Below are 3,042 nucleotides of genomic sequence, written 5' to 3'. Positions count from 1 at the left end.
GCCATGAGCTACAAGAGTGACATCGAGATTGCGCGTGAAGCGCAGAAGAAGCCGATCCAGGAGATTGGCGCGAAGATCGGGATTTCCAATGACGATCTGCTGCCCTACGGCCACGACAAGGCGAAGGTGTCGCAGAGCTTCATCAACTCCGTTCAGGACAAGGAAGACGGCAAGCTGATCCTGGTGACCGCGATCAACCCGACGCCGGCGGGCGAAGGCAAGACCACCACCACCGTGGGTCTGGGCGACGGCCTGAACCGGATCGGCAAGAACGCGATGATCTGCATCCGCGAAGCCTCGCTGGGGCCGAACTTCGGCATGAAGGGCGGCGCCGCGGGCGGCGGCTATGCCCAGGTGGTGCCGATGGAGGAGATGAACCTCCACTTCACCGGCGACTTCCATGCCATCACCTCGGCCCACTCGCTGCTGTCGGCAATGATCGACAACCACATCTACTGGGGCAACGAGTGCGACATCGACACCCGCCGCGTCGCCTGGCGCCGGGTGGTCGACATGAACGACCGCGCCCTGCGCACCATCACCGCGTCGCTCGGCGGCGTCTCCAACGGCTTCCCGCGCGAAGCCGGCTTTGACATCACCGTGGCCTCGGAAGTGATGGCGATCCTCTGCCTCGCCAACGACCTCAAGGACCTGGAAAAGCGCCTCGGCGACATCATCGTGGCCTACCGCCGCGACAAGACCCCGGTCTACTGCCGCGACATCAAGGCAGAGGGCGCAATGACCGTTCTGCTGAAGGACGCGATGCAGCCGAACCTGGTGCAGACCCTGGAAAACAACCCGGCCTTCGTGCACGGCGGCCCGTTCGCCAACATCGCGCACGGCTGCAACTCGGTGATCGCCACCAAGACCGCGCTGAAGGTTGCCGACTATGTCGTCACCGAAGCCGGCTTCGGCGCCGACCTGGGCGCCGAGAAGTTCATGAACATCAAGTGCCGCAAGGCGGGCATCTCCCCGTCGGCTGTGGTGCTGGTCGCCACCGTGCGCGCGATGAAGATGAACGGCGGCGTGGCGAAAGCGGACCTGGGCGCCGAGAACGTCGACGCGGTGAACTCCGGCTGCGCCAACCTCGGCCGCCACATCGAGAACGTCAAATCCTTCGGCGTGCCGGTTGTGGTTGCGATCAACCACTTCGTCACCGACACCGACGCGGAAGTTGACGCCGTCAAGGCCTACTGCGCCACCCACGGCGTCGAGGCGGTGCTGTCGCGCCACTGGGAGCTGGGCTCCGAGGGCTCCGCGCCGCTGGCCGAGAAGGTTGTCGAGATCGTCGACGCCGGTTCCGCCAACTTCTCGCCGATCTACCCGGACGAGATGCCGCTGTTCGAGAAGATCGAGACCATCGCCAAGCGCATCTACCGCGCCGACGAGGTGCTGGCGGACAACAAGATCCGCAACCAGCTGAAGGAATGGGAAGAGGCCGGCTACGGCAACCTGCCGGTCTGCATGGCGAAGACCCAGTACTCCTTCTCGACCGACCCGAGCTTGCGCGGCGCGCCGGTGGGCCACTCGGTGCCGGTGCGTGAAGTGCGCCTGTCGGCCGGTGCCGGCTTCATCGTGGCGGTCTGCGGCGAGATCATGACGATGCCGGGCCTGCCGCGCAAACCGGCGGCGGAAACCATCCGCCTGAACGAGGACGGCCAGATCGAAGGCTTGTTCTAAGACGCAATATGCGCTTTCTGCGGCCCGAGACCTTCTCGGGCCGCAAGAGTTTTAAGACATGACCAAGCTGACACCGCCGGAAGACTGTTCCTCGATGGAGGCGCTGCGCGCGGAAATTGACAGGCTCGATATTGAGCTGGTGCAACTTCTGGCCGTCCGGGCGGGCTATATCGACCGGGCGGTCCAGCTCAAGCAGCAGAACGGCTGGCCCGCGCGGATCCCGGACCGGGTCGAGGAAGTGGTCATGAATGCCCGCGCCGCGGCCGAAGGGGAGGGGCTGGACCCCGATCTGATCGAGCGCCTATGGCGGCAGCTGGTGGACTGGTCGATTGCCCGCGAGGCGCGGGTGATCCGGGAAGAGTAGGCAGGCCGAGCGCCTGCGCAGGAAAGGAAGAGAGCAATGGCAGCAACTCTGATTGACGGCAAGGCCTTTGCGGCCAAGGTGCGCGGCCAGGTGGCCGAGCATGTGGCGCGGCTGAAGGAAGAGCACGGCATCACCCCCGGCCTGGCGGTGGTGCTGGTGGGCGAGGACCCGGCCTCCCAGGTCTATGTGCGCTCCAAGGGCAAGCAGACCGTCGAGGTCGGCATGAACTCCTATGAGCACAAGCTGGACGCGGACACCCCGGAAGCGGATCTGCTGGCGCTGATCGATCAGCTGAACAACGACCCGGCGGTCAACGGCATCCTGGTGCAGCTGCCGCTGCCGAAGCACATGAACGAGGAGCTGGTGATCAACTCGATCGCGCCGGAGAAGGACGTGGACGGCTTCCACATCTCCAACGTCGGCCTTCTGGGCACCGGCCAGAAATCGATGGTGCCCTGCACGCCGCTGGGCTGCCTGATGATGCTGCGCGACCACCACGGCAGCCTCTCGGGCATGGACGCGGTGGTGATTGGCCGCTCCAACATCGTCGGCAAGCCGATGGCGCAGCTCCTCCTGGGCGACAGCTGCACCGTGACCATCGCGCATTCGCGCACCAAGGACCTGCCGGATGTGGTGCGCCGCGCCGACATCGTGGTGGCGGCCGTGGGCCGTCCGGAAATGGTGCCGGGCGACTGGATCAAGGAAGGCGCCACGGTGATCGACGTCGGCATCAACCGGATCGAGCGCGACGGCAAGAACGTGCTGGTGGGCGACGTCGACTTCGCCTCGGCGGCTGAGCGCGCCGGCGCCATCACCCCGGTGCCGGGCGGCGTCGGCCCGATGACCATCGCCTGCCTGCTCGCGAACACGGTGACCGCCTGCTGCCGCGCCCACAACCTGGCCGAGCCGGAAGGCCTCACCGCCTGAAGCGCAGACCGCTGAAGCCTGAACAGTACCGCTCCCGCCGGACGCCTCCGGCGGGAGTATTTTTTGCAAAG

At 65.8% G+C, this 3,042-nt stretch carries 3 protein-coding genes; all 3 read left to right on the top strand.

Going from position 1 to position 3,042, the window contains the following annotated elements; genetic code table 11:
- The first annotated feature begins 3 nt into the window (after nt 1–3).
- Genes AB1A62_RS22075 through folD form a run of 3 tightly spaced genes read left to right on the top strand, consistent with a single transcriptional unit; the run spans nt 4 to nt 2,971 of the window.
- Nucleotides 4–1,680 carry a formate--tetrahydrofolate ligase gene (locus AB1A62_RS22075; RefSeq protein ID WP_366663602.1) on the top strand — a complete coding sequence of 559 codons (1,677 nt, stop codon included), beginning with the start codon at nt 4–6 and terminating at the stop codon, nt 1,678–1,680.
- Between the two features lie 58 nt (nt 1,681–1,738).
- Complete coding sequence (locus tag AB1A62_RS22070; RefSeq protein ID WP_366663601.1) at nt 1,739–2,044, top strand: chorismate mutase; 306 nt, start codon at nt 1,739–1,741, stop codon at nt 2,042–2,044.
- A gap of 36 nt (nt 2,045–2,080) precedes the next feature.
- On the top strand, nt 2,081–2,971 hold the full coding sequence (folD, locus tag AB1A62_RS22065; RefSeq protein WP_366663600.1) for a bifunctional methylenetetrahydrofolate dehydrogenase/methenyltetrahydrofolate cyclohydrolase FolD: 891 nt from the start codon (nt 2,081–2,083) through the stop codon (nt 2,969–2,971).
- Nucleotides 2,972–3,042 lie beyond the last annotated feature (71 nt).

The sequence above is a fragment of the Leisingera sp. JC11 genome, from assembly GCF_040704725.1.
Taxonomy (GTDB): domain Bacteria; phylum Pseudomonadota; class Alphaproteobacteria; order Rhodobacterales; family Rhodobacteraceae; genus Leisingera.
Note: the sequence above shows the minus strand (reverse complement) of the source record. Positions and strands in the feature narration are given on the sequence as shown.

What these genes read in the sequence shown, in the direction of transcription:
- AB1A62_RS22075 (WP_366663602.1), top strand. Translation starts at nt 4, where the DNA reads ATGAGCTACAAGAGTGACATCGAGATTGCGCGTGAAGCGCAGAAGAAG.
- AB1A62_RS22070 (WP_366663601.1), top strand. Translation starts at nt 1,739, where the DNA reads ATGACCAAGCTGACACCGCCGGAAGACTGTTCCTCGATGGAGGCGCTG.
- folD (WP_366663600.1), top strand. Translation starts at nt 2,081, where the DNA reads ATGGCAGCAACTCTGATTGACGGCAAGGCCTTTGCGGCCAAGGTGCGC.